This is a genomic window from Geobacillus sp., assembly GCF_017515625.1.
In the GTDB taxonomy this organism is placed as follows: Bacteria; Bacillota; Bacilli; order Bacillales; family Anoxybacillaceae; genus Geobacillus; species Geobacillus stearothermophilus.
In genome coordinates, this window is record NZ_JAFWFM010000020.1 from 1 (window position 1) to 25866 (window position 25866).

Sequence of the window (25866 nt, forward strand, 5' to 3'; positions counted from 1 at the left end):
CAGGAGTGAGAGACGATGAACCGGGAAGAACGGTTGAAACGGCAGGAACGGATTCGCAACTTTTCCATTATCGCTCACATTGACCACGGAAAATCGACGCTTGCGGACCGCATTTTGGAAAAAACAGGCGCGCTGTCGGAGCGCGAGTTGCGCGAGCAGACGTTGGATATGATGGATCTTGAGCGCGAGCGCGGCATTACGATCAAATTGAATGCGGTTCAGTTGACATACAAAGCGAAAAATGGCGAGGAGTATATTTTCCATTTGATCGATACGCCGGGCCATGTCGATTTTACGTACGAAGTGTCGCGCAGCTTGGCGGCCTGCGAGGGAGCGATTTTGGTCGTCGATGCGGCGCAAGGCATCGAAGCGCAGACGCTTGCAAATGTGTATTTAGCGATCGATAACAACTTGGAAATTTTGCCTGTTATTAACAAAATTGATTTGCCAAGCGCCGAACCGGAGCGCGTCCGCCAAGAAATCGAGGACGTCATCGGCCTCGATGCGTCTGAAGCCGTGCTCGCTTCAGCGAAAGTCGGCATCGGCATTGAAGAAATCTTGGAACAAATCGTGGAGAAAATTCCCGCTCCGTCGGGCGATCCAGACGCGCCGCTGAAAGCGCTCATTTTCGACTCGCTTTACGACCCGTACCGCGGCGTTGTCGCGTATGTCCGCATTGTTGACGGGACGGTGAAGCCGGGCCAGCGCATTAAAATGATGTCGACCGGCAAAGAATTTGAAGTGAACGAAGTCGGCGTCTTTACGCCGAAACAAAAAATCGTCGACGAGCTCACGGTCGGCGATGTCGGCTATTTGACAGCGTCCATTAAAAATGTCAAAGATACGCGTGTCGGCGATACGATCACCGACGCCGAACGGCCGGCCGCCGAGCCGCTCCCCGGCTACCGGAAGCTCAACCCGATGGTGTTTTGCGGCATGTATCCGATCGATACGGCGCGCTACAATGACTTGCGCGAGGCGCTCGAGAAGCTGCAATTGAACGATGCGGCGCTCCACTTTGAGCCGGAAACGTCGCAGGCGCTTGGGTTCGGCTTCCGCTGTGGGTTTCTCGGCTTGCTGCATATGGAAATCATTCAAGAGCGGATTGAGCGCGAGTTTCATATCGACTTAATTACGACGGCTCCGAGCGTCGTCTACAAAGTTCATTTGACCGATGGCACCGAAGTTTCGGTCGACAATCCGACGAACATGCCGGATCCACAGAAAATCGACCGCATCGAAGAGCCGTATGTGAAGGCGACGATCATGGTGCCGAACGACTACGTCGGGCCGGTCATGGAGCTGTGCCAAGGAAAGCGCGGCACGTTCGTTGATATGCAATATTTGGACGAAAAGCGGGTCATGCTGATTTATGACATTCCGCTGTCGGAAATCGTGTACGACTTTTTTGACGCCTTAAAGTCGAACACGAAAGGGTACGCGTCATTCGACTATGAGTTGATCGGCTATCGGCCGTCCAATCTTGTCAAAATGGACATTTTGTTGAATGGCGAAAAAATTGACGCTTTGTCGTTTATCGTCCATCGCGAGGCGGCGTACGAACGCGGCAAAGTGATCGTGGAAAAACTGAAAGACTTAATTCCGCGCCAGCAGTTTGAGGTGCCGGTGCAAGCCGCCATCGGCAACAAAATCATCGCCCGCTCGACGATCAAGGCGCTGCGCAAAAACGTGCTCGCCAAATGTTACGGCGGCGACGTGTCACGGAAGCGGAAGCTGCTCGAGAAGCAAAAGGAAGGAAAAAAACGGATGAAACAAATCGGCTCGGTCGAAGTGCCGCAAGAAGCGTTTATGGCTGTCTTGAAAATCGACGACCAGAAAAAATGACGGGCAAGGCTGTCTCCTTCGGGGATGGCCTTGTTTGTTTATCGCCATGCGACGCTGACGGGAAGATGAGGGACGGCAGTCCGGCTGCAGCCGAAGGGAGGATGACGATGGCAACATCAGCATATTTTCACATTCCGTTTTGCGCCCATATTTGCCATTATTGCGATTTTAACAAAGTGTTTGCTGCCGGTCAGCCGATTGACGACTATTTGCGGGCGATGGACAAGGAAATGGCGCGGACGGCGGCCGAGTTCGGCAACCGTCTTGAGACGCTGTTTATCGGCGGCGGCACGCCGACGGTGCTGGAGCCGGCGCAGCTTGGGCGCTTGCTTGAGAGCATTCACCGCCATTTTCAGTTTGATCCGCAAACGGCTGAATTTACGGTTGAGGCGAACCCGGATGGGCTGACGAAAGAAAAACTCGCCGTTCTCCGCGAAGCCGGGGTCAATCGGTTGAGCCTTGGGGTGCAGACGTTTGATGACCGGCTTCTGCAAGCGATCGGCCGCACGCACCGGCGCGGGGATATCGTGCAGGCGGTAGAGCGGGCGAGGGAGGCCGGGTTTGCCAACATCAGCCTCGATCTGATGTACGGGCTTCCCGGGCAGACGCTTGAGCAGTTTCTCGCCGATTTGGACGCCGCGTTTTCGCTTCACGTTCCGCACCTCTCCGCCTATTCGCTTATCCTTGAGCCGAAAACGATCTTTTACAACGAGTGGCGCAAGGGCCGACTCCATCTCCCGGGAGAAGAGGCGGAAGCGGCCATGTACGAAGCGGCGATGGAGCGAACCGAAGCGTGCGGCTACCAACAGTATGAAATCAGCAATTACGCGTTTCCGGGGTTTGAAAGCCGTCACAACCTCACTTATTGGAACAACGAAGAGTATTACGGCATCGGCGCCGGGGCGCACAGCTATATCGGCGGGGTGCGGCGCGCCAATATAGGTCCGGTCCGCCATTACATCGCCAAGGTGGACAACGGCGAATGGCCGCACCGCGATGTGCACCGGTTGACGCTTCAAGAGCAAATGGAAGAGGAAATGTTTTTAGGGTTGCGCAAAACGGAAGGAGTGTCGAAAGCTCGCTTCCGGCAAAAGTTTGGCCGCGATATGCACGATATCTTCGGCAAGGCGATCCGCGCCGAAGTGGAAAACGGGCGCTTGGAAGAAACGGAGACCCACGTTCGCTTGACAAAGCGCGGCAAGCTGCTCGGCAACGAAGTGTTCGCCGCCTTTCTCGGCGAAATGTAAAGATTGACATTTGCCGGGCGATTTGTTACCCTAGTAATAGATTTAGCACTCGAATTGATCGAGTGCTAATAGAGGTGAGAAACGTGTTAACGGACCGCCAACTGCTGATTTTGCAGGTGATTATCGACGATGTCATTCGTTCCGGGCAGCCGGTCGGTTCGCGGACGTTATCGAAAAAGCACCAAATTGCGTTCAGTTCAGCGACGATTCGCAATGAAATGGCGGATTTGGAAGAGCTCGGCTACATTGAAAAAACGCACATTTCCTCTGGCCGCGTGCCGTCGGAAAAAGGGTATCGGTACTACGTCGACCATCTGCTGCCACCGCAGCGGCTGACAAGAGCCGATATTCAGAAAATCCGCTCCGTGTTTGCCGAACGCATCTATGAGCTCGAGAAGCTGATGCAAAAGTCGGCGCAAATTTTATCCGACTTGACGAACTACACGTCGATCGCCCTCGGTCCGGCGTTTAAAGAAAGCAAACTGAAGCGAATGCAAATCGTTCCGCTCAACGAGCAGACGGCTGTGGCCATCGTTGTGACCGATACCGGCCATGTCGAAAACCGGGTCGTGACGATTCCGCCATCGGTCAACGCCGGCGACCTTGAAAAGATGGTCAACATTTTGAACGGGCGGCTCAGCGGCGTTCCGCTCATCGATTTAAAAGAAAAAATCAAGACGGAAGTGGCCGATGTGCTGCGCCGGCACATCCGCAATTATGACAGCCTGCTCAATATGCTGATCGACACGCTCGATCTTCCTGAAGAGGAGAAAATGTTTTTCGCCGGCACAGCCAACATGCTCAATCAGCCGGAATTCAGCGACATTGAAAAAGTGCGCCCGCTTCTGAACATCATTGAGCAGGAAAAAGACATTTACCGTCTGCTTCGCAAGCAAAGCCAAAAAGGGGTGCAGGTGTCGATCGGCCGGGAAAACGAATTGCACGGCATGGAAAACTGCAGCCTCATTACGGCGACATACTCGGTCGGCGAGGAGCCGCTCGGAACGATCGCGATTCTCGGGCCGACGCGCATGGAGTATTCGCGCGTCATCACGGTGTTGAACCGCGTCGCTTCCGATTTGTCGGCCGCGCTGACGAAATGGTATCAAAATCAGTAACAATGGCCATATTGGTTAACGGATGGATTCGCCAATCCATCCGTTCCTTGTGGCCATTGATACATAGAATGACGAGCCCGAAGGGGAGGTGAAGGCAATGAAACAAGGGGACAAACGTGCTGGTCAAGCTACATACAACGAGCCGGAGATGGAACAGCCGGCATCGGCGGAAGAGGCAGGCGTGCCACCGGAAGGCGAAAGGGACGACGCTAGGCAAAACGATGCCGCCGGGCAAGGCGATGGGAAGCCGGCGGAGGCTTCAGCGGGGGCCGAACCTGCCGGGGAGGAGCGCGCCGAGACAGAGGAGCTGGCTGCCGCCAAAGCGCAAGTAGCGGAGCTGGAAGCGAAGCTGGCTGAGATGGAACACCGCTATCTCCGTCTGTATGCCGATTTTGAAAACTTCCGCCGCCGGACGCGCCAAGAGCTGGAAGCGGCTGAAAAATACCGCGCCCAAAGTTTGGCGAGCGATTTGCTTCCGGTGCTCGACAACTTTGAGCGCGCGTTGAAAATAGAGACGGAAAACGAGCAGGCAAAATCGATTTTGCAAGGAATGGAGATGGTGTATCGCTCGCTTTTGGACGCCTTGAAAAAAGAAGGAGTCGAGGCGATTGAGGCGGTCGGAAAACCGTTTGACCCCCATCTGCATCAGGCGGTCATGCAGACGGACGAAGATGGCTATGAGCCGAATACAGTCGTCGAAGAGCTGCAAAAAGGCTACAAGCTGAAAGACCGCATTCTCCGTCCTGCGATGGTCAAAGTCAGCCAATAACGGAAATGGAGGGTGATGAGCGATGAGTAAAATTATCGGCATTGACTTAGGAACAACGAACTCTTGCGTCGCCGTGCTCGAAGGCGGCGAGGCGAAAGTCATCCCGAACCCGGAAGGAAACCGCACGACCCCATCGGTTGTGGCGTTCAAAAACGGGGAGCGCTTAGTGGGCGAAGTCGCCAAACGGCAGGCGATCACGAACCCGAACACGATCATCTCGATCAAGCGCCATATGGGCACGGACTACAAAGTGGAGATTGAAGGAAAGCAATATACGCCGCAAGAAATTTCAGCCATCATTTTGCAATATTTGAAATCGTACGCCGAAGACTACTTGGGCGAACCGGTGACGCGGGCGGTCATTACGGTGCCGGCCTATTTCAACGACGCGCAGCGCCAAGCGACGAAAGACGCCGGCCGCATCGCCGGGCTTGAAGTCGAGCGCATCATCAACGAGCCGACAGCAGCAGCGCTTGCTTACGGCCTCGACAAAGAAGAGGATCAAACGATTCTCGTCTATGACTTGGGCGGCGGAACGTTTGACGTTTCGATTTTGGAGCTTGGCGACGGCGTCTTTGAAGTGAAAGCGACCGCCGGCGACAACCATTTGGGCGGCGACGATTTCGACCAAGTGATCATCGATTATTTGGTCAATCAGTTCAAACAAGAGCACGGCATCGATTTGTCCAAAGACAAAATGGCGCTCCAGCGCTTGAAAGATGCGGCTGAAAAGGCGAAAAAAGAACTGTCGGGCGTGACGCAGACGCAAATTTCGCTGCCGTTTATCAGCGCCAATGAAAACGGTCCGCTTCACTTGGAAACGACACTCACGCGGGCGAAGTTTGAAGAACTGTCCGCCCACCTCGTTGAACGGACGATGGGGCCGGTTCGCCAGGCGCTGCAAGATGCCGGCTTGACGCCTGCCGATATTGACAAAGTCATTTTGGTTGGCGGTTCGACCCGCATTCCAGCTGTCCAGGAAGCGATTAAGCGCGAGCTTGGCAAAGAGCCGCATAAAGGCGTCAATCCGGACGAAGTCGTGGCGATCGGCGCCGCGATCCAAGGCGGGGTCATTGCCGGCGAAGTGAAAGATGTCGTCTTGCTTGACGTCACACCGCTGTCGCTCGGCATTGAGACGATGGGCGGCGTATTTACGAAATTGATCGAGCGGAACACGACCATTCCGACAAGCAAGTCGCAAGTGTTCACAACAGCCGCCGACAACCAAACGACAGTAGACATTCATGTGCTGCAAGGGGAGCGTCCGATGGCGGCGGACAACAAAACGCTCGGCCGCTTCCAGCTGACTGGGATTCCGCCGGCGCCGCGCGGCGTGCCGCAAATTGAAGTGACGTTTGACATTGACGCCAACGGCATCGTCCATGTGCGCGCGAAAGACTTGGGGACGAACAAAGAACAGTCGATCACGATCAAATCGTCGTCCGGCCTGTCGGAAGAAGAAATCCAGCGCATGATCAAAGAGGCGGAAGAAAACGCCGAAGCCGACCGGAAGCGGAAAGAGGCTGCCGAACTGCGCAATGAAGCGGACCAGCTTATTTTCACGACAGAAAAAACGTTAAAAGAAGTCGAAGGAAAAGTGAGCGCCGATGAGATCAAGAAAGCGCAAGAGGCAAAAGATGCGTTGAAGGCGGCGCTTGAGAAAAACGACATCGATGACATCCGCAAGAAAAAAGACGCGCTGCAGGAAGCGGTGCAGCAGCTGTCGATCAAGCTGTATGAGCAAGCGGCGAAACAGGCGCAAGACGCTGGAGCGCAAGCCGACGCGGCCAAACGGGACAACGTTGTTGATGCGGAATTTGAGGAAGTGAAGGATGATAAATAATGCTGCCGAAAGTCAAAGTCAGGCCTGCCTTGGCTTTGACTTTTTTTCTAGTATTCACATATTGCCATTAACCAAAGGGAAATGATAAAATAAAATTTATGTGAATGAATCGGGAGTGGATGATCAACGATGGCAAAGCGCGATTACTACGAAGTTCTCGGCGTCAGCAAAAACGCGACGAAAGACGAGATCAAAAAAGCGTACCGAAAGCTTTCGAAGCAGTATCATCCAGACATTAACAAAGCGCCGGACGCCGCGGAAAAGTTTAAAGAAATTAAAGAGGCGTACGAAGTATTGAGCGACGACGAAAAGCGGGCCCGCTACGACCGGTTCGGCCATGCCGACCCGAACGAAGCGTTTGGCGGCGGCGGATTCCGAGGCGGAGGGTTTGATTTCGGCGGCTTTAGCGGCTTTGGAGGGTTTGAAGATATTTTTGAGACGTTTTTCGGCGGCGGGCCGCGCCAGCGGGCGAGCGGGCCGCGCAAAGGGGCCGATGTGGAATACATGATGACGCTCACATTTGAGGAAGCGGCATTTGGAAAAGAAACGGAAATTGAAGTGCCGCGCGAAGAGACGTGCGAAACGTGCCATGGCAGCGGCGCCAAACCGGGCACAAGCCCCCAGCCGTGCTCACGTTGCGGCGGCAGCGGGCAAATCACGAGCGAGCAGGCGACGCCGTTTGGCCGCATCATCAACCGTCGGACATGTCCGACATGTGGCGGGACGGGCCGGTACATTCCGGAAAAATGTCCGACATGCGGCGGGACGGGCCGCGTCAAGCAACGGAAAAAGATTCATGTCAAAATCCCGGCCGGCGTCGACGACGGCCAGCAGCTGCGTGTCGCCGGCCAAGGGGAGCCAGGGGTCAACGGCGGGCCGCCGGGGGACTTGTACATCATTTTCCGAGTGGAGCCGCATGAATTTTTCGAGCGCGACGGGCTCGACATTTATTGTGAAGTGCCGCTTTCCTTTGCTCAAGCGGCGCTCGGCGATGAGATTGAGGTGCCGACGCTCTATGGCGATGTGAAGTTGAAAATTCCGGCCGGCACGCAAACGGGCACGCGCTTCCGCCTGAGAGGGAAAGGAGTGCCAAACGTGCGCGGCTATGGACAGGGGGATCAGCACGTCATCGTCCGCGTCGTGACGCCGACAAAGCTGACGGAAAAACAAAAGCAACTGCTGCGCGAGTTTGACCGGCTTGGTGGGGAGACGATGCACGACGGGCCGCACGGCCGTTTTTTTGAGAAAGTCAAAAAGGCGTTTAAAGGAGAAGCGTGAGCGCGATGAAATGGTCAGAAATCAGCATTCATACGACGCACGAGGCGGTCGAGGCGATTTCGAACATTTTGCATGAGGCCGGCGCCGGCGGCGTGGTCATTGAAGATCCGTACGATCTTGTGAAAGACCGCGATGACTGGTACGGGGAAATCGTCGAACTCAATCCGGACGATTATCCGGAAGAAGGCGTCATCATTAAGGCGTATTTGCCGGTCAACAGCTTTCTTGGCGAAACAGTCGAACAAATTAAACAAGCGATTAACAATTTATGGCTATATGATATTGACCTTGGAAAAAATAAGATTACATTGAGCGAAGTGAATGAGGAAGAGTGGGCGACGGCGTGGAAAAAGCATTATCATCCGGTGAAAGTGTCGGAGAAGTTTACGATCGTGCCGACGTGGGAAACGTATGAGCCGGTTTCCGATGATGAGTTGATCATTGAAATGGATCCGGGCATGGCGTTTGGCACCGGCACCCACCCGACGACGGTCATGTGCCTGCAGGCGCTCGAAAAATATGTGCGCCCCGGCGATGCGGTCATTGACGTCGGCACCGGCTCCGGCATTTTAAGCATCGCTGCGGCGATGCTCGGCGCCCGGTCGGTGCGGGCGTTCGATTTGGATCCGGTCGCAGTCGACAGCGCACGGCTGAACGTCAAGCTCAATAAAGTGCAGTCGGTCGTTACGGTGGCGCAAAACAATTTGCTTGACCATGTCGATGAGCCGGCTGATGTGATTGTCGCCAACATTTTGGCGGAAATCATTTTGCGTTTTGCCTCCGACGCTTTCCGGCTGCAGAAGCCGGGCGGCCGCTTCATCACCTCCGGCATCATCCAGGCGAAAAAGCAGGACGTCAAAGACGGGCTGCTGGCGGCTGGGTTTGTCATTGAGGAAGTGAACGTGATGGAAGATTGGGTCGCGTTAGTCGCCATCAAGTCGTAAACAAAGAAGGGATGTTCGTTGCAGCGATATTTCGTTTCCGAACGGGAGCGCCGAGGCGAAGTCGTCACGATCAGCGGCGCTGACGCGCACCATATCGCCCGCGTCATGCGCATGAAGCCGGGGGATGCGATCGCTTGCGTCTTTCCGGACGGGCGCACGGCTGTATGCAGCATTGAACAAATTGCCAGTGATCATGTGCGCGCCCGTATTGTACAATGGAAGGAAGAGGGACGCGAATTGCCGGTGCGCATTTATATCGCCCAGGGGCTGCCGAAAGGCGAAAAGTGGGAGTTTGTCATCCAAAAAGGGACGGAGCTTGGCGCCGCCGGCTTTCTGCCGTTTTTCGCCGCCCGTTCGGTCGTCAAATGGGACATGAAGAAAGCGGAGAAAAAAGTGGAACGGTGGAAAAAAATTGCGAAAGAGGCGGCCGAACAGGCGGAACGCACGTCATTGCCCGAGGTGCGAGCGCCGCTTTCGCTGGACGCGCTGCTTGCTTTTGGCGAAACGGTGGATCAACGTCTATTCGCCTATGAAGAAGAAGGGCGCGGGGGACGGCACGGTTCGCTGCCGGCGCTGCTTGCCGGCCTCAAGCCCGGCGGCACGCTGCTAGCCGTGTTCGGACCTGAGGGTGGATTTAGCCCTGAGGAGGCAAAGCGGCTCCGACAAGGCGGCTTTTTGCCGTGCAGCCTTGGCCCGCGCATTTTGCGCACGGAAACGGCGCCGCTTTATCTGCTTGCCGCGGCTTCCTATGAATGGGAGCTGCGCGCGCCAGATTGGGAGGCGGCGCAACAGTAATCAACGGTTTGAACAAATTCAGTCATGCTGCTAGCTCAGCGGCATGGCCTGCAGTGAGGTGAACAACATGCCAACAGTGGCTTTCCATACATTAGGCTGCAAAGTCAATCATTACGAAACAGAGGCGATTTGGCAGCTGTTTAAAAAGGCCGGCTACGAACGGACGGAGTTTGAGAGCCGCGCCGATGTGTATGTGATCAACACGTGCACAGTGACGAACACCGGCGACAAAAAAAGCCGCCAAGTCATCCGTCGTGCGGTGCGCCGCAATCCGGATGCCGTCGTCTGCGTGACCGGCTGCTATGCGCAAACATCGCCGGCGGAAGTGATGGCGATTCCAGGCGTCGATATTGTCATCGGCACGCAAGACCGGCATAAAATTTTGGACTACGTTGAGCAGTTTCAGCGCGAGCGCCAGCCGATCAACGCGGTCCATAACATTATGAAAACGCGCGTGTTTGAGGAAATGGATGTGCCGTCGTTCACCGACCGGACGCGGGCATCGTTGAAAATTCAAGAAGGGTGCAACAACTTTTGCACGTTTTGCATCATCCCGTGGGCGCGCGGCTTGATGCGTTCGCGCAATCCAAAAGAAATCATCCGCCAGGCGCGCCAGCTTGTCGCCGCCGGCTATAAGGAAATCGTGTTGACCGGCATTCATACGGGCGGCTACGGCACCGATCTAAAAGACTATAACTTCGCGGCGCTGCTGCGCGATTTGGATGAGCAAGTGCCGGGGCTGAAACGGATTCGCATTTCGTCGATTGAGGCGAGCCAAATTACCGATGAAGTGATCGATGTGTTGCAGCGTTCGGACAAAATCGTTCGCCATTTGCACATTCCGCTTCAATCCGGGTCGAACACGGTGCTCAAGCGGATGCGCCGCAAATATACGGTGGAATTTTTCGCCGAGCGGCTTGCCCGCCTGCGGGAAGTGTTCCCGGAACTCGCCGTAACGTCCGATGTCATCGTCGGTTTTCCGGGTGAAACGGAAGAGGAATTTATGGAAACGTACCACTTTATCCGCGAGCAGCAGTTTTCCGAGCTGCACGTCTTTCCGTATTCGAAGCGGACTGGCACACCGGCGGCGCGCATGCCGGACCAAGTGGACGAAGAGACGAAACATGACCGCGTCCGCCGACTCATTGCCCTATCTGATCAGCTGGCGAAAGAATACGCGTCGCGATTTGAAGGGCACGTGCTCGAAGTCATTCCAGAAGAGCAAGACAAAGATCATCCGGGCATGTATATCGGCTATACGGACAACTATTTGAAAGTCCGTTTCCCGGGGACAGAAGAGATGGTCGGCGAACTCGTGAAAGTAAAAATCACGAAAGCCGGCTACCCGTACAACGAAGGTGAGTTTGTCCGCATTGTGCCGGATGGGGCAGCTCATCCCGTAAAGTTAAGCTCATAACCTGATATGGAGAGACAAGCACAGACACCCCAGCCTCGGCTGGGGTTTTTTCTTCTTTTTCTCGGGAACTATACAGATGACGGCTAGTTTTTGCCTCGCAGACATGGTATGATGGTAGACGTCAGACCTTCTATCTTTTTGCAGCGGCAGAAAGGGGCAAGTGTCCATGACAGTGAACATTGCGAACATGATCGACCATACGCTGCTCAAGCCGGAGGCAACGGAAGAGCAAATCGTTCAATTATGCGCGGAGGCGAAACAGTACGGGTTTGCCTCAGTATGCGTCAACCCGTCGTGGGTGAAAACGGCGGCGCGGGAACTTTCCGGCACGGATGTCCGCGTCTGCACGGTCATCGGCTTTCCGCTTGGGGCGACAACGCCGGAAACGAAAGCGTTTGAAACGAAAAACGCCATCGAAAACGGCGCACGCGAAGTCGATATGGTCATCAACCTCGGCGCCTTAAAAAGCGGAGCCGACGACTGGGTGGAGCGCGATATTCGCGCCGTCGTCGAAGCGGCAGCCGGAAAAGCACTCGTGAAAGTAATTATTGAAACGGCGCTTTTGACGGATGATGAAAAAGTGCGCGCTTGCCAATTGGCGGTGAAAGCGGGCGCTGACTATGTGAAAACATCGACTGGGTTCTCAGGCGGCGGCGCGACGGTTGAAGACGTCGCGCTGATGCGAAAAACGGTCGGCGACAATGTGGGCGTCAAAGCTTCAGGAGGCGTTCGCGACCGGAAAACAGCTGAGGCGATGATCGAGGCTGGGGCGACGCGCATCGGGACGAGCTCCGGGGTTGCCATCGTCAGCGGCCAAACTGGGCGCGCCGATTATTAAGCCCGCTTTTGGCCATGCAAACGCAAGATGGCCGTTTCGATGATGCCGACAAACGGCAACGCGGCGGCTGAACAAATGGTGTTAAACAAGACGCTCACATGGGCGAGCTGCACATCCGGCGCCGGGCTGAGCATGGCGGCAAAACGGGCGAACGGCTCCGTCCAGAAGGCAAAGACGGCAACGCCGGCGACGTTCAGCCATAAATGGGTATAAGCGGTCAGCTGGGCTTCTTTGCTTGAACCGATGGAGGCCAGCAGCCCGGTAATGCACGTGCCGATGTTGGCGCCAAGCAATATCGCGATGGCGGCTGGAAGCGTCAACAACTGTTCGTTTAAAAACCCCATGGCGATGCCGATCGTCGCCGCGCTCGAATGGACGAGGGCGGTCAAGGCAATGCCGACGAAGAGTCCGATGGCGGTCGAGCTGTTCGTTTGCTTGAGCCAGGCGTCAACAAGCGGGTAATCGGCGAGCGGCTTGGCGAGGCTGGAGAAGCCGTTCATGGCAAACAGCAAGGCGGCAAGGCCGACGGCGATCATCCCGATGCTGTAAACGAAGCGGCGGCGTCCTATGAAGACGAGAAGTGCGCCGCCGATGAGAAGCGGAATGGCGCCGTCGCCGATATCGAGTGTCATCAGCTCGGTTGTGACGGTTGAGCCGATGTTACTGCCTAAAATGATGCCGATGGACTGGCGAAACGATAAATAGCCGGTGGCGACGAGGCCGATCGTCATCACCATGACCGCCGAGCTGCTTTGCACGAGGGCGGTTGCCGCCATCCCGGTGAGAAATCCTTGCCATGGCGCAGCGGTAAAGCGCATGAGCCATCGTTTCAACCGATGGCCGGATAATGCGTAAAACCCGGCCTTCATCATGAACATACCGATCAGAAAAATGGCGGTGTAAATGGCAAACAGCATCAAAAGCGGCCCCACGGGCGATCTCCCCTTTCATCCTATATGTATGGGCCTCGTCCGCGGACGATGACTGCTTTTTTCGGCGCCGGGATCGCTCTTTTTTATTGACCTTTTCTGCCGGCATGTATTATAATTGACAAGTACAATATGCAATGGTTGTTGTTCGGAGGGAGGGAAGCAGGATGTCCAAAACGATCGTTCGCAAAAACGAGTCGATCGACGACGCTCTTCGTCGCTTTAAACGCGCCGTTTCGAAAACGGGTACTTTGCAAGAAGTGAGAAAGCGCGAATTTTATGAAAAACCAAGCGTCAGACGGAAGAAAAAATCTGAAGCGGCTAGAAAGCGCAAGCACTAAGAGCATGCATTAAAGAGGGTGTATAATCGGTGAGTCTTCTCGATCGTTTGAATGACGATATGAAGCAGGCGATGAAAAACAAGGAGAAAGAAAAGCTGTCTGTTCTCCGTATGCTGAAGGCGGCGCTGCAAAACGAGGCGATCAAGCTCGGCAAAAGCCCGCTTTCGGAAGACGAAGAGCTGACCGTTCTTTCTCGTGAACTGAAGCAGCGTAAAGACTCCCTCCGCGAATTTGAAAACGCTGGCCGTTCAGATCTTGTCGAAAAAGTAAAAACCGAAATTGACATCGTTCAGTCGTATATGCCGAAACCGCTGACAGAGGACGAACTTCGCGAACTGATCGAGCAGACGATCAAGGAAGTCGGGGCTTCGTCGAAGGCGGATATGGGAAAAGTGATGAGCGCCATCATGCCGAAAGTGAAAGGCAAAGCGGACGGTTCGCTCGTCAATAAATTGGTGCAACAACAGCTTTCATAAAACAAGCAATGGGCCTTGCCGGCAGGCGGGCCCGTTGTTTTTGAAAAGCGGTGCTAGAACCCCCTTTTGTCTCATACATATGAGATGAAAGGGGGGTCATTTTGTATGGTGAAGAAATGGCGCCAGCAGATGAAGCGGTGGATGGCGGAAAAGCTCGAGCTTCCCGCCGATATCGTCATGGATCTGCCCCGCATCACGATGGTGGGGCACATACATATTTACATTGAAAACCACCGAGGGCTGCTCGCGTTCAGCGATAAAGAGCTCCGCCTTTTGCTGCGGAACGGGCAGCTGCTTGTCCGCGGCGAACAGTTTGTCATCAAAACGATTTTGCCGGAAGAAATTTTATTGGAGGGGAAAATCAGCCAAGTCGTTTATATAGAGGAGGACAAACGATGAAAAATGGATGGGTTGACACGTTAGCCGGCAGCGTGCGTGTCAAGGCGGAAGGAAAAGGGATCGAACGGCTGATCAACGCCTGCGTGCGCCAGGGCATCGCCGTATGGAATGTGAAAAATCATAGTCGGGAGACGGCGACATTTTTCATTAAGCTCAGCGATGTCAAGCGGTTTCGCCATATCGCCCGGCAAAGCGAGTGCAAGCTTTCGTTTGTCGGGAGAAGAGGGTTGCCGTTTTTTTGGCGACGGGCGCGGCGAAACAGCGGGTTTGGGCTCGGGCTGCTCCTTTTTGCGGCCATTGTATTTCTGCTGTCCAACGTTGTGTGGAGCATTGACATTGAAGGCGCCTCCCCCGAGACAGAACATCAAATCGTCCGCGAACTAAAACGGATGGGCGTCGAGCGCGGCGTGTTTCAATTTCTGCTCGATGACCCGGAAACGTTGCAAAGGAAACTGACCGAACGCATCCATGACATTACATGGGTCGGCGTCGAGTGGGAAGGGACGTTGCTGCATTTCCGCGTCGTGGAAAAAGAAATTCCGGAACCGAAAGAACCGATCCCCCCGCGCCATTTAGTCGCCAAAAAAGAGGCGGTGATCGCCGATTTGTTCGTTGAAGAAGGACAACCGCTCGTTTCCGTCAATGATTATGTACAAAAAGGTCAGCTTCTCGTTTCCGGCGTGATCGGCGCCGAGGGGAGAACGAAATTTGTACCGGCGACCGGAAAGGTGCTTGGCGAGACATGGTACGAGTCCACCGTTGTCCTGCCGCTTGAGACGACGTTTCATGTGTTGACCGGCGCGTTCGCCGAACGGCATTATATCGCAATGGGCCGCTTTTCCGTTCCAATCTGGGGGTGGGAGAAGCCGGCGTTCGCCCATACGGTCATCGAAACGAAAAAGCGGCCGTTTCGGTTTTGGAAATGGGACTTGCCGGTGTATTACGAGCGTGTTACGATTCGTGAAGCCGAGGAAGTGAAACGGAGCTATACGTGGGAAGAGGCGTTTGCAGAAGCGAAAAAGATCGCCCGCCGCGAGCTGCGGGCCAAGCTACCGGAAGAGGCGGTCATTCGCGGCGAAAAAGTTTTGCATCAGACGAAAGAGAATGGTAAAGTAAGGGTAGAATTGCATTACGAAGTCATCGAAAATATTGCTGTACCACAACCCATCGTTCAAGGAGATTGAGAATGTCAGAGCAGTTTGTCACGATCAGCCAACACGTACGCAATCAACAGGAAGCGGCGGCGCTCTTTGGCGTTCATGACGCCCATTTAAAGCGGATTGAGGAAGAGCTTGGCGTGTCGATTGTGACGCGCGGGGAGACGGTCAACGTCTTCGGAACGCCGCAGCAAGTCCAGCTCGTCGATGAGCTGCTTCGCCATTTATTGATTGTCATCCGCAAAGGGGTGGCCATCAGCGAGCGCGACATCATCTATGCCGTCCAGCTGGCGAAAAAAGGGGCGCTTGACGGCCTCATCCAGCTGTACGAAGAAGAGATTACGAAAAATGCCAAAGGGAAGTCGATCCGCGTCAAAACGCTCGGCCAGCGTTATTACGTGGCGGCGATTGAACAACACGACTTGACGTTTGGCATCGGGCCAGCCGGAACCGGGAAAACGTACTTGGCGGTTGTCATGGCGGTGAAGGCGCTGAAAAACGGCAGCGTCAAACGCATCATTTTGACCCGACCGGCTGTCGAGGCGGGGGAAAGCCTCGGCTTTTTGCCCGGCGACTTGAAGGAGAAAGTCGACCCGTATTTGCGCCCACTGTACGATGCGCTAAACGACGTGCTCGGAGCGGAGTATGTGCAGCGCCTCATTGAACGCGGCACGATTGAGATCGCTCCGCTCGCCTATATGCGTGGCCGGACGCTTGAGGATGCGTTCGTCATTCTGGACGAAGCGCAAAATACGACGCCGGCGCAAATGAAAATGTTTTTAACCCGGCTTGGTTTTGGGTCAAAAATGGTGATCACCGGCGATATTTCCCAAGTCGACCTGCCAAAAGGAGTCGAGTCGGGGCTGTCGGTCGCGAAGCGCATTTTGGCTTCCATCAGCGGCATTGCTTTTGTGTTTTTGGAGCAGTCTGATGTTGTCCGCCATCCGCTTGTGGCGAAAATTATTAATGCCTACGATGAGGCCGGCTTATAGAGCACAGACCGGGATGGATGGCACAGCTTTTCTTACAAAGCGAGGGGAAAACCGGTGGGAAGGCTTCGTTTTTTTCTCGAGCGGACAAAAGACGTCCGCTTCGTCCGCTTTTGGCTGTTTTTGTTTTTGGCTGCGCTGTTGTTTGCTGTGTTGTACTGGCAAGTGAAACCGCGCCAATATGAGCTGCGCCTGTTTGACGTCGCTAAAGAAACGATCCGCTCGCCGGTGACGGTTGAGGACAAAGAAGCGACAGCCAGGCTGAAAGAAGAAGCAGCCGCCAAAGTGGCAGACGTTTATACGTTGAAAAAAGAATATGCCGAAAACCGTGTCGATCTTCTTTCCTCGCTGTTTGCCGCCATTGAGAGCGTGCAAAACGAGGCGGGTTCGGGCCGTTCGCCCGGTGATTTGACAGCGAAGCTCGAGGAACGGCTGCCGCCGGAGTGGTTTGCCTACCTGTCCTCTGAAGAATGGCGGCGGCTGCTCAGCGCTTCTCCCGGTGAACTCGAGACAGCCAAAGAAGCAGCGTTGACGGCCGTGCATGCGGCCATGAGCGAGCGCATTTCCCAGGCGGAGCTTGACGAGGCGCGCGCGAAAGCAGCGACAGAGCTCAAGTATGCGGCGCTGTCGCCGGCGTTGCGCGAAACCGTCGCCAAGTTGTGCCGGCAGGCTGTCATTCCGAACGTCGTCTACGACCGGACGGCGACGGAAGAAAAGCGGCGGCAGGCGATGGATGAAGTGAAGCCAGTGAAAATTTTGCAAGGGCAAGTGATCGTGGAGGAAGGGCAATTTATTACGAGTGACATTTACCACCGGCTTGAGCTCGTCGGCCTGCTTGGCGGCGGACGCCCGCATTGGCCGGCCGCGGGGCTTTGTTTGTTCGTGCTGCTCTTGCTTGCGCCGCTCGCTTACTATTTCCGCGCCGAGAAGACGAATGAAAACTTGCTGCTTTATGGAGCGGTGTTCACGTTGATGATGGCGGTGATGGTGCTCATTCGCCTGCTGCCGTCCGGCGGGGCCGTTTCGGCTGGCTATCTCGTTCCGGCAGCGTTCGGTCCGATGCTTGTCCGCGTGCTGCTTGGCGAGCGGCTGGCGGTGATGACCGCCATCATTGGGGCGGTGTGCGGCAGCATCTTGTTTAATGAAGAAATCGGGGCGACTGGCGCCGTATCGGTGTCCTTGGCTGTTTATTTGCTCGCTGGCGGCCTGGCTGGGACGTTTTGCCTGCCGAAGGAGCTGGCGAAGGCGAAAATTTGGCGGGCCGGTGTGCTTGTTGCCGTCGTCAATGCGGGTTTGCTCCTATCGTTGTTGCTAATGAAAAATGGCCGCTACTCGCTGGCTGAGATCGGCCTTTTTCTTCTCATGGCGGCGGCCTCCGGCATTTTCTCCGCCATTTTGACGATCGGGCTGCTGCCGGTGTTTGAGACGGCATTCGGCATTTTGTCGCCGCTTCGCCTCATTGAGCTGTCGAATCCAAATCACCCGCTGTTGCGCAAATTGTTGACGGAGGCGCCGGGGACGTATCATCACAGCATCATGGTCGCCAATTTGGCGGAAGCGGCGTGCGAGGCGATCGGCGCCGACGGCTTGCTAGCGCGCGTCGCCTGCTATTACCACGACATCGGCAAGACAAAGCGGCCCCGCTATTTCATTGAAAACCAAATGGGCGGCAATCCGCACGATCATTTGTCGCCGCAATTGAGCAAAAATATTATTATCGCCCATGTCACCGACGGCGTCGCCTTGCTTCGCAAGCACCGGCTGCCAAAGGAGATTGTCGACATCGCCGAACAGCATCATGGCACGACGCTGCTCAAGTATTTTTATCATAAAGCGCTCGAGCAAACGGGAGTGGTCTCCGAAGCCGAGTTCCGCTATCCCGGGCCGAAGCCGCAGACGAAAGAGGCGGCGGTCATCAACATTGCCGACAGCGTCGAGGCGGCTGTCCGTTCGTTGGCCAACCCCTCGCAGGAAAAAATCGAAAAGATCGTCCGGGGGATCATCGCCGACCGCCTGCAGGACAACCAGTTGAACGAGTGCGACATCACGATGAAAGAGTTGGAGATCGTCGCCCGTTCGCTTTGTGAGACGCTCAACGGCGTCTTCCATTCGCGCATTGAATACCCGGAAGTACGAAAGGAAAAGGTGAAGCATGCATGACCATTCACATCGACTTTATCGACGAAACGGGCGAAGTGACCGCAGAGCAGCTTGAGATGCTCGAGCAACTCCTTCGCGAAGCGGCAGCGAGCGAGAACGTGCCGGACGGGACGGAAGTGGGCGTCTCATTCGTGGACAACGAGCGCATTCGCCTGATGAACCGCGACTATCGCGGCAAAGACGCTCCGACTGATGTGCTTTCGTTCGCGTTGGAAGAGGAAGGAGAGGGCGAAGTCGACATCATCGGCGCCGATATGCCGCTGGTGCTTGGCGACATCGTCATCTCCATTCCGAAGGCGAAAGAGCAAGCGGCGGAATACGGGCATTCGTTCATGCGCGAGCTCGGGTTTTTGGCCGTGCACGGTTTTTTGCATTTGCTTGGCTATGACCACGAAACGGAAGAGGAAGAGCGCGTCATGTTTGCCAAGCAAGAGGAAATATTGACGCGGTTCGGATTGACGCGATAGCCATGCGAGGTGCGAGGGAACGGGATCGTTTCGCCTGGGCTTGGGCGGGAATGAAGGCGGCGGTGAAGGAGGAGGCGCATTTGCGTTTTCACTTGGCGGCCGCCGTTGTTGCCTTTGCGCTCGGTTTCGCTGTCGGGCTGTCGCGCTGGGAGTGGATTGTGTTAGTGCTGACAGTTGGTGCGGTCGTTACACTCGAGCTGGTGAATACAGCCATCGAGCGCACGGTCGACTTGGTGACAGGAGAGTTTCACCCGCTGGCGAAAGCGGCGAAAGATATCGCTGCTGCGGCCGTGCTCGTGGCTGCCGGGGTTGCTGTCATCATCGGGGCGCTGCTGTTTTGGCCGCATCTTCGCTGAACGAACGAGAGATAAAATTCTAATTTTTCTGTTACATTTTTGTTTCAAATGATGAAATTGGCGGCGATTTTTTGTAAAATAATAAAAGAAAGCAGCGTTTGCTTTCAGGAAAGGAAGAGCCATTCATGGAGATCGAACAGCTCATTGCCGAAGCGAAAAAAGCGCGCGAATTCGCATACGTGCCTTATTCGAAATTCAAAGTCGGCGCCGCGTTGCTGACGAAAGACGGCAGTGTGTACCGCGGCTGCAACATTGAAAACGCCGCTTACAGCGTGTGCAATTGCGCGGAGCGGATCGCGCTGTTTAAGGCGTATTCCGAAGGGGAAACGGAGTTTGCCGCCCTCGCGGTCATTGCCGACACTCCCCGCCCGGTTCCGCCGTGCGGCGCATGCCGTCAAGTGATCGCTGAGCTTTGCCCTAGCGATATGAAAGTCATTTTGGCCAATATCAACGGCGATGTCAAAATCGTCACCGTTCAAGAACTGCTGCCAGATGCTTTTTCAGCGGAGGATATGCATGAATAAGGAAGGATACAAATCAGGGTTTGTTGCCATTATCGGAAGACCGAACGTAGGAAAATCGACGTTTTTAAACCGTGTCGTCGGGCAAAAAATCGCCATTATGAGCGACAAACCGCAGACGACGCGCAATAAAATCCAAGGCGTGTACACCGATGAGGACGCACAAATCATTTTTATCGACACTCCCGGGGTGCATAAACCGAAGCATAAACTCGGCGATTTTATGATGAAAGTGGCGCTCAATGCGCTGCGCGAAGTCGATTTGATTTTGTTTATGGTCAATGCCGAGGAAGGGTTTGGGCGCGGCGAGGCGTTCATTATGGAGCGCTTGAAAGAAGTCGATACGCCGGTGTTTTTGGTGATCAACAAAATCGATCGCGTTCACCCGGATGAGCTGCTGCCGCTCATTGACCAGTACAAGGATTTGCACCCTTTTGCGGAAATTGTGCCGATTTCAGCGCTTGAAGGAAACAATGTCGAGCGTCTGCTGGAGCAAATTAAAGAGCGGTTGCCGGAAGGACCGCAATATTATCCACCGGATCAAGTCACCGACCATCCGGAGCAGTTTATCATCGCCGAGCTCATTCGTGAGAAAGCGCTTCACTTGACGCGCGAGGAAGTTCCACATTCGATCGCCGTCGTCGTCGAACGCATTGAGCGGCGCGAAGAGACGGGCACGGTTTACGTCGGGGCTGTCATCGTTGTTGAGCGCGATTCGCAAAAAGGAATCATCATCGGCAAGCAAGGCCGGATGTTAAAGGAAATCGGACAGCGGGCGCGCGCTGACATTGAGGCACTGCTTGGATCCAAAGTGTTTTTGGAGCTGTGGGTGAAGGTGCAAAAGGACTGGCGCAACCGCCTTTCGCAGTTGCGCGACTTCGGGTTTCGCGAGGACGAGTATTGACGGCTAGAAAATTTTACGCGACATAAACGGGTTTTGCCCGAGCCAACCTATAGGTAAAACCACCAATATGCAATGCCTGCAGGCAGAAAGAGGTGTCATTCCATGCTTGAGTTTACTTGGAAGTTGTTTAGCCAAACAGGCAATATCGATACGTACTTGTTGTTTAAAGAGTTGGAACGGGAGCAGCGGCTCGGCGGTGAGGAGCAGAACACCGACCAGAAAGAAATCGACCAGCCGATCTCTTAGCATCGTCACTGGCCCAATTGGTGGTGGTTCAATGTTTGAAAAGTGTGAAGCGATCGTGATGCGGACCATCGATTATGGCGAGACGAATAAAATTGTCACATTGTTTACAAGGGAATGGGGAAAGGTGGCTGTGATGGCGCGAGGTGCGAAAAAGCCAAGCAGCCGCCTTTCTGCTGTTACGCAGCCGCTCGCCTATGGCCATTATTTGATCCGCCGCAGCCGCGGCGTCGGCGTTCTCCATCAAGGGGAGCTCATTGATTCGATGCGGGCGCTGCGTGAAGATTTGTTTGCCGCTGCCTATGCCGCGTATATTGTGGAGCTCACCGACAAAAGCACAGAAGAGCAAAAGCGCAATCCGTACTTGTTTGAGCTGTTGCGGCAGACGTTACAGTATATGAGCGAAGGGCGCGATTTAGAGATCATGGCGTTGATTTATGAGATGAAAATGCTCCCAGTGCTCGGCATTCCGCCGGTGCTTGACCGTTGCGCGCGTTGCGGGGCGACAGAAGGGAGCGTCTCGTTTTCGGTCAAGGAGGCGGGCTTCCTTTGTCATCGCTGCGAGGAGGCCGACCCGCACCGGATGCCGTTGTCGCCAGCGTCGGCCCGGCTGTTGCGCCTGTTTTTCCATATTGATCTTGCCCGGCTGGGCGCGATTTCGGTCAAAGAAACGACAAAGGCGGAATTGAAGGCGGTGCTGTCGGCGTACTACGATGAATATGCCGGCCTGTCGCTGAAGGCGAAACGCTTTTTGCAGCAAATGAGCGTGCTCAAAGACACACTCGCCCCCGATAGCGGCTAGGATGCTTAATTTTCCTTGTAAACGCGTGATGTAGTATAATATAAACAAGGATGATAGCGTGAGGGACCTTTTGGCAAGGTGGTGAGCGACGATCGAACTGAATAAACGCCAGGAACAAATTTTGCAAATTGTCAAAGACTACGGGCCGATCACCGGCGAGAGCATCGCCGAAAAGCTGAACTTGACGCGGGCGACGCTGCGGCCCGATCTCGCGATTTTGACGATGGCCGGCTATTTGGAAGCGCGGCCGCGCGTCGGTTATTTTTATACCGGAAAAACGGGCACGCAGCTGTTCGCCGATAAGATTAAAAAATTAAAAGTTGAAGACTACCAGTCCATCCCGGTCGTCGTCAACGAAAACGTGAGCGTCTATGATGCGATTGTCACGATGTTTTTGGAAGACGTCGGCACGCTGTTTGTCGTCGATGAGGAGTCGCTTCTTGCGGGCGTTTTGTCGCGCAAAGACTTGCTGCGCGCGAGCATCGGCAAACAGGAACTGACAGCGATTCCCGTTAATATTATCATGACAAGGATGCCGAACATCGCTGTTTGTTATAAAGATGATCCGCTGATTGAGGTGGCCGAACGGCTGATCGAGAAGCAAATCGACGCTATGCCGGTCGTGCGCAAAACGGAGAAGGGGTATGAAGTGATCGGCCGCATTACGAAAACGAATATGACGAAAGCGTTCGTCTCATTAGCCAAAGACGATGTGTGAGCGAAAAGGAGGAACAAAATGAATCAACGCCTCGTTTATGTCGTATCCGACTCGGGCGGAGAGACGGCTGAGCTTGTCGTCAAGGCGGCGGCCAGCCAGTTTTACGCCTCGCCGGTTCAAATCAAGCGCGTTCCATACGTAGAGGATAAAACGACGTTAGCCGAAGTGGTCGCGTTGGCCAAAATGAACCAAGCCATTATTGCCTTTACGCTCGTTATTCCGGAAATGCGCGAATTTTTGCTTGCCGAGGCGGCGCGCGAAGGGGTGGTCGCTTACGATATCATCGGCCCACTCATCGAAAAAATGAGCGGCTTGTTCCAGCTGACGCCAAGGTATGAGCCGGGCCAGGTGCGCGTGCTCGACGAAGATTACTTCAAAAAAATCGAAGCGATCGAATTCGCCGTCAAATACGACGACGGCCGCGACCCACGCGGCATTTTGCGCGCTGATATTGTGTTGATCGGCGTATCGCGCACATCGAAAACGCCGCTGTCGCAATACTTGGCGCATAAGCGGCTGAAGGTGGCAAACGTACCGATCGTTCCGGAAGTCGAGCCGCCCGAGCAGCTGTTTCAAGTCGGGCCAGGCAAATGCTTCGGTTTGAAAATCAGCCCGGACAAGCTGCTGTCGATCCGCCGCGAGCGTTTGAAATCGCTCGGCTTGAACGACCAAGCCATCTATGCGAACATGGATCGCATTAAAGAAGAGCTGGCTTATTTTGACGAAGTCGTAAAAAAAATCGGCTGCGATGTCATCGATGTAACGAACAAAGCTGTGGAAGAAACGGCAAGCATCATTATGAAAAAGTTGAAGTGTTAAGAACGTTGGATCCGCCTGTTTTGTCCGCACGATTTCCTGCCGGTAATCGTGCGCTTTTTTATGGCATACGTCCCTGAGTTATATTATAATAAAAAATTGCGGGAAAAATGACCCTGCATAGGTTTAGAGTGGGCATAAGTCGAGTAAACTATTTATAGCTGTTTGTCAAGGAAAACAAAGGGAAAAGTTTTCGACAAAAACCGCCGGGCGCCCGAAAAAAAAAGAAGGATTTTTGGGGATGATGTAGAATAATAGGGAGTGTGAAGCCTTCCCTTGCTTTAGGGGCCAGGTTGTCCGCTGCAACAAAGTCAAAAAAATGAAATGTTCCCTTTGGCCTTGAAATATAATATATCGAAGCGCCCTTTCGCCAGCTTGACGCCGTTTGCTTTACGGAGGCGGCGGGCGGATTGGGAGGGCCGGCTGTTGCGGGCAAGGGGGAAGGCAAAACGGAGGAATTGAAAAAATTTGTCGAAAGTAAAAGGGAAATCGGCTGACAGCCGAGAATAAATTAAATTATGATACGGGGTTGTTCGTATGGGACATCGCATTCCCGAAGAAACGATTGAAGCCATTCGCCGCGGCGTCGATATTGTGGATGTCATCGGCGAATACGTCCAGCTGAAACGGCAGGGCCGCAACTATTTTGGCTTATGCCCCTTTCATGGGGAAAAGACGCCGTCGTTTTCCGTTTCTCCGGAAAAGCAAATTTTCCACTGCTTCGGTTGCGGAGCAGGAGGGAATGCCTTCACGTTTTTAATGGACATCGAGGGCATTCCGTTTGTGGAAGCGGCCAAACGGCTTGCAGCCAAGGCAGGCGTCGATTTGTCCGTCTATGAGCTGGATGTTCGCGGGCGCGATGATGGTCAGACGGACGAGGCGAAGGCGATGACGGAAGCGCATGCCTTGCTGAAACGATTTTACCATCATTTGCTTGTCCATACAAAAGAAGGACAAGCCGCGCTTGATTACTTGCAGGCGCGCGGATGGACAAAAGAAACGATCGACCGGTTTGAAATCGGCTATGCCCCGGATGCACCTGATGCGGCGGCCAAGTTGCTGGAGAGCCATTCCTTTTCTCTTCCGGTGATGGAAAAGGCGGGGTTGTTGACGAAAAAAGAGGACGGGCGATACGTCGACCGGTTCCGGAACCGCATTATGTTTCCGATTCACGACCACCGCGGCGAAACGGTGGGGTTTTCCGGCCGCCTGCTCGGCGAAGGGCATCCGAAATATGTCAACAGCCCAGAAACGCCCGTTTTCCGCAAAGGGGCGATTCTATACCACTTTCATGCGGCGCGGGTGCCGATCCGCAAGCGGCAGGAGGCGCTGCTTGTCGAAGGGTTTGCCGATGTCATTTCCGCAGCGCAGGCCGGCATCGATTATGCCATTGCGACGATGGGGACGTCGCTGACCGAGGAGCAGGCGCGCATTTTGCGCCGCCATGCGGACACTATAACGATTTGTTATGACGGCGACAGCGCCGGGATCGAAGCCGCTTGGCGCGCTGCTGAGCAGCTGAGCGCATTGGGATGCCGCGTCAAGGTGGCATCCCTTCCGAACGGTCTTGACCCGGATGAATATATACGTGTTTATGGCGGTGAACGGTTTGCCGGAGAAGTGGCTGCCGCCCGACCGCTCGTGGCGTTTAAAATGGCGTATTTGCGGCGCGGAAAAAATTTGCAGCACGAAGGGGAGCGGCTCCGCTATATTGATGAAGCGCTCCGGGAGATCGGCAAGCTGTCGAGCCCGGTGGAACAAGATTATTATTTGCGCCAGCTCGCCGAAGAGTTTTCGTTGTCGCTTTCCGCTCTTCATGAGCAGCTGTCCCGCAGCCAGCGCGAGAGGACAAAGCCGCGGGAGGCGCCCGATGGGGAAACGGCGCGGCCGATGCTGGCGAAAAAGTTGCTGCCGGCTTTTCAAAATGCGGAACGGTTGCTGCTTGCTCATATGATGAGAAGCCGCGATGTGGCGCTGGTCGTTCAAGAGCGGATTGGCGGCCGGTTTAACATCGAGGAGCATCGGGCGTTAGCCGCTTATATTTACGCCTTTTACGAAGAAGGGCATGAAGCCGACCCGGGTGCGCTCATCTCAAGAATCCCCGGCGAGTTGCAGCCGCTCGCGAGCGAGCTGTCGCTTTTATTGATCGCAGATGACGTTTCCGAACAGGAGCTCGAGGATTATATCAGGCATGTGTTGAATCGCCCAAAATGGTTAATGCTAAAGGTAAAAGAACAAGAAAAAACGGAAGCGGAGCGAAGAAAGGACTTTTTGACAGCCGCCCGCATCGCCAAAGAAATGATTGAAATGAAAAAAATGTTATCTTCCTCATAATATGGTGGTATGAGTTTTTAAAGGAGCATTCCCGTTAGGAGCTTTTCCGGGGACTTGATCAAAAAAAGCCCTCTTGGTATGATGCAGGGGTGTCAACCACATCACTCACCATACCAAGGAGGACTTCAGATGAATTGTACACAAAACTATAAAATTGATC

Annotated in this window: 26 protein-coding genes; 25 read left to right on the forward strand and 1 reads right to left on the reverse strand. The window is 54.5% G+C overall.

What is annotated here, in order from left to right; genetic code table 11:
• Window positions 1-15: 15 nt before the first annotated feature.
• The 10 genes from lepA to deoC all read left to right on the forward strand — a co-directional run bounded on the left by lepA (window position 16) and on the right by deoC (window position 12094).
• Entirely contained in the window at window positions 16-1845 is a 1830-nt protein-coding gene (gene lepA / locus IKE44_RS01330) for a translation elongation factor 4 (protein WP_055357969.1), read from the forward strand.
• 107 nt (window positions 1846-1952) lie between these two features.
• Window positions 1953-3092: a radical SAM family heme chaperone HemW gene (gene hemW, locus IKE44_RS01335; protein WP_033009628.1), complete on the forward strand. Its 1140-nt coding sequence runs from the start codon at window positions 1953-1955 to the stop codon at window positions 3090-3092.
• A gap of 83 nt (window positions 3093-3175) precedes the next feature.
• Window positions 3176-4210 (forward strand): heat-inducible transcriptional repressor HrcA, encoded by a 1035-nt coding sequence (hrcA, locus tag IKE44_RS01340; RefSeq protein WP_287464791.1) that lies wholly within the window; start codon window positions 3176-3178, stop codon window positions 4208-4210.
• Between the two features lie 97 nt (window positions 4211-4307).
• Complete coding sequence (grpE, locus tag IKE44_RS01345; protein WP_287464793.1) at window positions 4308-4979, forward strand: nucleotide exchange factor GrpE; 672 nt, start codon at window positions 4308-4310, stop codon at window positions 4977-4979.
• A 22-nt stretch (window positions 4980-5001) separates the two neighbouring features.
• Window positions 5002-6822, forward strand: a complete 1821-nt coding sequence (dnaK, locus tag IKE44_RS01350; protein ID WP_033009632.1) for a molecular chaperone DnaK — start codon at window positions 5002-5004, stop codon at window positions 6820-6822.
• 129 nt (window positions 6823-6951) lie between these two features.
• Complete coding sequence (gene dnaJ / locus IKE44_RS01355) at window positions 6952-8100, forward strand: molecular chaperone DnaJ (RefSeq protein ID WP_033014701.1); 1149 nt, start codon at window positions 6952-6954, stop codon at window positions 8098-8100.
• Window positions 8101-8105: 5 nt separating this feature from the next.
• Window positions 8106-9044 (forward strand): 50S ribosomal protein L11 methyltransferase, encoded by a 939-nt coding sequence (gene prmA, locus IKE44_RS01360; RefSeq protein WP_287464796.1) that lies wholly within the window; start codon window positions 8106-8108, stop codon window positions 9042-9044.
• An 18-nt stretch (window positions 9045-9062) separates the two neighbouring features.
• Complete coding sequence (locus tag IKE44_RS01365; protein ID WP_033014699.1) at window positions 9063-9839, forward strand: 16S rRNA (uracil(1498)-N(3))-methyltransferase; 777 nt, start codon at window positions 9063-9065, stop codon at window positions 9837-9839.
• A gap of 67 nt (window positions 9840-9906) precedes the next feature.
• Window positions 9907-11256: a tRNA (N(6)-L-threonylcarbamoyladenosine(37)-C(2))-methylthiotransferase MtaB gene (gene mtaB, locus IKE44_RS01370; protein ID WP_033014697.1), complete on the forward strand. Its 1350-nt coding sequence runs from the start codon at window positions 9907-9909 to the stop codon at window positions 11254-11256.
• Between the two features lie 166 nt (window positions 11257-11422).
• Entirely contained in the window at window positions 11423-12094 is a 672-nt protein-coding gene (deoC, locus tag IKE44_RS01375) for a deoxyribose-phosphate aldolase (RefSeq protein ID WP_033014695.1), read from the forward strand.
• Here the strand turns inward: deoC and IKE44_RS01380 are convergent.
• A complete protein-coding gene (locus IKE44_RS01380; protein ID WP_095859680.1) occupies window positions 12091-13026 on the reverse strand; it encodes a Na/Pi symporter in 936 nt (311 codons plus the stop codon). The genes deoC and IKE44_RS01380 overlap by 4 nt on opposite strands.
• Before the next feature lie 164 nt (window positions 13027-13190).
• Here IKE44_RS01380 and rpsU point away from each other — a divergent pair, with 164 nt between their 5' ends.
• The 15 genes from rpsU to dnaG all read left to right on the forward strand — a co-directional run bounded on the left by rpsU (window position 13191) and on the right by dnaG (window position 25706).
• Window positions 13191-13364 (forward strand): 30S ribosomal protein S21, encoded by a 174-nt coding sequence (gene rpsU, locus IKE44_RS01385; protein ID WP_008879912.1) that lies wholly within the window; start codon window positions 13191-13193, stop codon window positions 13362-13364.
• 29 nt (window positions 13365-13393) lie between these two features.
• Window positions 13394-13840 carry a GatB/YqeY domain-containing protein gene (locus tag IKE44_RS01390; protein WP_033009641.1) on the forward strand — a complete coding sequence of 149 codons (447 nt, stop codon included), beginning with the start codon at window positions 13394-13396 and terminating at the stop codon, window positions 13838-13840.
• 105 nt (window positions 13841-13945) lie between these two features.
• Window positions 13946-14239 carry a sporulation protein YqfC gene (yqfC, locus tag IKE44_RS01395; RefSeq protein ID WP_033009643.1) on the forward strand — a complete coding sequence of 98 codons (294 nt, stop codon included), beginning with the start codon at window positions 13946-13948 and terminating at the stop codon, window positions 14237-14239.
• The gene (yqfD, locus tag IKE44_RS01400; RefSeq protein ID WP_287464801.1) at window positions 14236-15423 is read left to right on the forward strand and encodes a sporulation protein YqfD; all 1188 of its coding nucleotides are present in this window, start codon (window positions 14236-14238) and stop codon (window positions 15421-15423) included. The genes yqfC and yqfD overlap by 4 nt, the downstream gene beginning before the upstream one ends.
• Before the next feature lie 2 nt (window positions 15424-15425).
• Window positions 15426-16388: a PhoH family protein gene (locus tag IKE44_RS01405; RefSeq protein ID WP_049624500.1), complete on the forward strand. Its 963-nt coding sequence runs from the start codon at window positions 15426-15428 to the stop codon at window positions 16386-16388.
• A gap of 54 nt (window positions 16389-16442) precedes the next feature.
• Window positions 16443-18545 carry an HD family phosphohydrolase gene (locus IKE44_RS01410; protein ID WP_033014685.1) on the forward strand — a complete coding sequence of 701 codons (2103 nt, stop codon included), beginning with the start codon at window positions 16443-16445 and terminating at the stop codon, window positions 18543-18545.
• Complete coding sequence (gene ybeY / locus IKE44_RS01415; RefSeq protein WP_033014683.1) at window positions 18542-19012, forward strand: rRNA maturation RNase YbeY; 471 nt, start codon at window positions 18542-18544, stop codon at window positions 19010-19012. The genes IKE44_RS01410 and ybeY overlap by 4 nt, the downstream gene beginning before the upstream one ends.
• Window positions 19013-19014: 2 nt before the next feature.
• Entirely contained in the window at window positions 19015-19368 is a 354-nt protein-coding gene (locus tag IKE44_RS01420) for a diacylglycerol kinase family protein (protein ID WP_033014681.1), read from the forward strand.
• Between the two features lie 125 nt (window positions 19369-19493).
• Entirely contained in the window at window positions 19494-19892 is a 399-nt protein-coding gene (locus IKE44_RS01425; RefSeq protein ID WP_033014679.1) for a cytidine deaminase, read from the forward strand.
• Window positions 19885-20793, forward strand: coding sequence for a GTPase Era (gene era, locus IKE44_RS01430; protein ID WP_033009655.1), 909 nt, complete (start codon window positions 19885-19887; stop codon window positions 20791-20793). Before IKE44_RS01425 ends, era begins: the two co-directional genes overlap by 8 nt.
• A gap of 102 nt (window positions 20794-20895) precedes the next feature.
• Window positions 20896-21039, forward strand: coding sequence for a YqzL family protein (locus tag IKE44_RS01435; RefSeq protein WP_064502498.1), 144 nt, complete (start codon window positions 20896-20898; stop codon window positions 21037-21039).
• A 31-nt stretch (window positions 21040-21070) separates the two neighbouring features.
• Entirely contained in the window at window positions 21071-21838 is a 768-nt protein-coding gene (gene recO / locus IKE44_RS01440) for a DNA repair protein RecO (protein WP_049626486.1), read from the forward strand.
• Window positions 21839-21929: 91 nt separating this feature from the next.
• On the forward strand, window positions 21930-22556 hold the full coding sequence (gene ccpN, locus IKE44_RS01445; protein WP_255350126.1) for a transcriptional regulator CcpN: 627 nt from the start codon (window positions 21930-21932) through the stop codon (window positions 22554-22556).
• 18 nt (window positions 22557-22574) lie between these two features.
• Window positions 22575-23375 (forward strand): pyruvate, water dikinase regulatory protein, encoded by an 801-nt coding sequence (locus IKE44_RS01450; protein WP_033014676.1) that lies wholly within the window; start codon window positions 22575-22577, stop codon window positions 23373-23375.
• 534 nt (window positions 23376-23909) lie between these two features.
• Window positions 23910-25706: a DNA primase gene (dnaG, locus tag IKE44_RS01455; protein ID WP_049624496.1), complete on the forward strand. Its 1797-nt coding sequence runs from the start codon at window positions 23910-23912 to the stop codon at window positions 25704-25706.
• Window positions 25707-25866 lie beyond the last annotated feature (160 nt).

Bases quoted from the DNA above. Each gene is read 5' to 3' on its own strand.
- deoC (WP_033014695.1), top strand. From the start codon at position 11,423: ATGACAGTGAACATTGCGAACATGATCGACCATACGCTGCTCAAGCCG.
- grpE (WP_287464793.1), top strand. From the start codon at position 4,308: ATGAAACAAGGGGACAAACGTGCTGGTCAAGCTACATACAACGAGCCG.
- recO (WP_049626486.1), top strand. From the start codon at position 21,071: ATGTTTGAAAAGTGTGAAGCGATCGTGATGCGGACCATCGATTATGGC.
- yqfC (WP_033009643.1), top strand. From the start codon at position 13,946: ATGGTGAAGAAATGGCGCCAGCAGATGAAGCGGTGGATGGCGGAAAAG.
- ybeY (WP_033014683.1), top strand. From the start codon at position 18,542: ATGACCATTCACATCGACTTTATCGACGAAACGGGCGAAGTGACCGCA.
- hemW (WP_033009628.1), top strand. From the start codon at position 1,953: ATGGCAACATCAGCATATTTTCACATTCCGTTTTGCGCCCATATTTGC.
- dnaK (WP_033009632.1), top strand. From the start codon at position 5,002: ATGAGTAAAATTATCGGCATTGACTTAGGAACAACGAACTCTTGCGTC.
- IKE44_RS01425 (WP_033014679.1), top strand. From the start codon at position 19,494: ATGGAGATCGAACAGCTCATTGCCGAAGCGAAAAAAGCGCGCGAATTC.
- IKE44_RS01450 (WP_033014676.1), top strand. From the start codon at position 22,575: ATGAATCAACGCCTCGTTTATGTCGTATCCGACTCGGGCGGAGAGACG.
- rpsU (WP_008879912.1), top strand. From the start codon at position 13,191: ATGTCCAAAACGATCGTTCGCAAAAACGAGTCGATCGACGACGCTCTT.
- era (WP_033009655.1), top strand. From the start codon at position 19,885: ATGAATAAGGAAGGATACAAATCAGGGTTTGTTGCCATTATCGGAAGA.
- mtaB (WP_033014697.1), top strand. From the start codon at position 9,907: ATGCCAACAGTGGCTTTCCATACATTAGGCTGCAAAGTCAATCATTAC.
- IKE44_RS01405 (WP_049624500.1), top strand. From the start codon at position 15,426: ATGTCAGAGCAGTTTGTCACGATCAGCCAACACGTACGCAATCAACAG.
- dnaG (WP_049624496.1), top strand. From the start codon at position 23,910: ATGGGACATCGCATTCCCGAAGAAACGATTGAAGCCATTCGCCGCGGC.
- dnaJ (WP_033014701.1), top strand. From the start codon at position 6,952: ATGGCAAAGCGCGATTACTACGAAGTTCTCGGCGTCAGCAAAAACGCG.
- yqfD (WP_287464801.1), top strand. From the start codon at position 14,236: ATGAAAAATGGATGGGTTGACACGTTAGCCGGCAGCGTGCGTGTCAAG.
- lepA (WP_055357969.1), top strand. From the start codon at position 16: ATGAACCGGGAAGAACGGTTGAAACGGCAGGAACGGATTCGCAACTTT.
- IKE44_RS01435 (WP_064502498.1), top strand. From the start codon at position 20,896: ATGCTTGAGTTTACTTGGAAGTTGTTTAGCCAAACAGGCAATATCGAT.
- prmA (WP_287464796.1), top strand. From the start codon at position 8,106: ATGAAATGGTCAGAAATCAGCATTCATACGACGCACGAGGCGGTCGAG.
- IKE44_RS01420 (WP_033014681.1), top strand. From the start codon at position 19,015: ATGCGAGGTGCGAGGGAACGGGATCGTTTCGCCTGGGCTTGGGCGGGA.